Origin of the sequence: Bradyrhizobium sp., assembly GCF_049691595.1 — a bacterium.
GTDB lineage: Bacteria > Pseudomonadota > Alphaproteobacteria > Rhizobiales > Xanthobacteraceae > Bradyrhizobium.
Window position 1 is genome coordinate 1 of sequence record NZ_JBAVNZ010000027.1, and the last position, 1,504, is coordinate 1,504.

2 protein-coding genes are annotated in these 1,504 nt (G+C 64.8%); both read left to right on the forward strand.

Going from position 1 to position 1,504, the window contains the following annotated elements:
• Nucleotides 1-234: hypothetical protein (locus WCE35_RS01040; RefSeq protein WP_424591489.1), on the forward strand; the 234-nt coding region annotated here is incomplete at its 5' end.
• Between the two features lie 29 nt (nucleotides 235-263).
• Entirely contained in the window at nucleotides 264-1,397 is a 1,134-nt protein-coding gene (locus WCE35_RS01045; RefSeq protein WP_424591490.1) for a nitronate monooxygenase, read from the forward strand.
• Nucleotides 1,398-1,504 lie beyond the last annotated feature (107 nt).

The following is a 1,504-nucleotide window of genomic DNA, read 5'->3' on the forward strand; positions in this document are numbered from 1 at the left end:
GGCTGGTTGCAGGGCGGACATCGAAGGCGGATCCCTTTCCGAATGGCTGTCGATTTGGCAGCCAGCATTCTCCGCGGGGCATCAAAGCGCAAGCGGCAAATCGGCGGCTCCGTCTTGCATATTTTGCCGCATGGAATACGCAAAGAGGCCGCGCGGGCAAACCGGCTTGGCTTTCCTGCCCCCGATAGGTTAGCGTTCGGCACAACCGCCATTAAAAGCAAGATGAGCAGCTAACAGAAAGGCTGCCACAGGGAGCACCAGCCATGAAATCCCCGATCTGCGACATGCTGGGAATCGAGTTTCCGCTGTTCGCCTTCAGCCATTGCCGCGACGTTGTCGCCGCGGTCAGCCGCGCCGGGGGTTTTGGCGTGCTGGGCGCCACCGCGCATTCGCCGGAGACGATCGAGCAGGAACTGAAATGGATCGACGATCACGTCGACGGCAAGCCCTACGGGCTCGACGTGCTGATCCCCGAAAACATCTCGACCGCGGGCGAGAAGGACGTCACCTGGAAAAGCCTGGAAGCGCGGATTTCGCCCGCGCATCGCGACTTCACCCGCAACCTCCTGAAGAAATACGGCATTGAACTGACGACCACCAGCGTCGCCGACAACCAGCCGCAGCCGTTCGACGCGCAGCGCGCGCTGGAGGTGCTGGAGGTCTCCTTCACCCATCCGATCCGGCTGATCGCGAACGCGCTTGGCGTGCCGCCGAAGGCGATGATCGACATGGGCAAGAAGCACCATGTGCCGGTCGCAGCCCTGGTCGGCGCCAAGGAACATGCGCTGCGCCAGGTCGCGGCCGGCGTCGACATCCTGGTGGTGCAGGGCACCGAGGCCGGCGGCCACTGCGGCGAGGTCTCCACCATGGTGCTGGTGCCCGAGGTGATCAAGGCGATCAGGAATATCCGGGACGTGCCGGTGCTGGCGGCGGGCGGCATCATGACCGGGCGCCAGATGGCGGCCTGCATGGCGATGGGCGCGGCCGGCGCCTGGACCGGTTCGGTGTGGCTGGCCACAGTCGAATCCGAGACAACCGAAATCTTCCGCGAGAAGATGATCGCGGCCTCCTCGCGCGACGCCGTCCGCTCCAAAGGCCGCACCGGAAAACCGGCGCGGCAGTTGCGTTCGGTGTGGACCGACGCCTGGGATCGCGGACCCGACAGCCCCGGCGCGATGCCGATGCCGCTGCAAAGCATCCTCAGCCGCGACGCCTTCGACTCGATCGACCGCGCCGCTGCCGCCGGCAACGCGGCCGCGCGCGACCTCGTCAGCTATTTCGTCGGCCAGGGCGTCGGCCTGATCGACAGCGTCAAATCCGCCGGCAGCGTGGTGCAGGAATTCAAGGAAGATTTTGCCGAAGCGGTGGAGCACATGAACGCGCTGGTGGCGGAGTAACGCACGAAGGCTACCCCGTCATTGCGAGGAGCGCAGCGACGAAGCAATCCATCGTGCCGCGTAGAGGAAGAATGGATTGCTTCGTCGCAAGTGCTCCTCGCAATGAC

Coding starts and splice junctions, on each gene's coding strand:
- WCE35_RS01045 (WP_424591490.1), top strand. CDS start 264: ATGAAATCCCCGATCTGCGACATGCTGGGAATCGAGTTTCCGCTGTTC.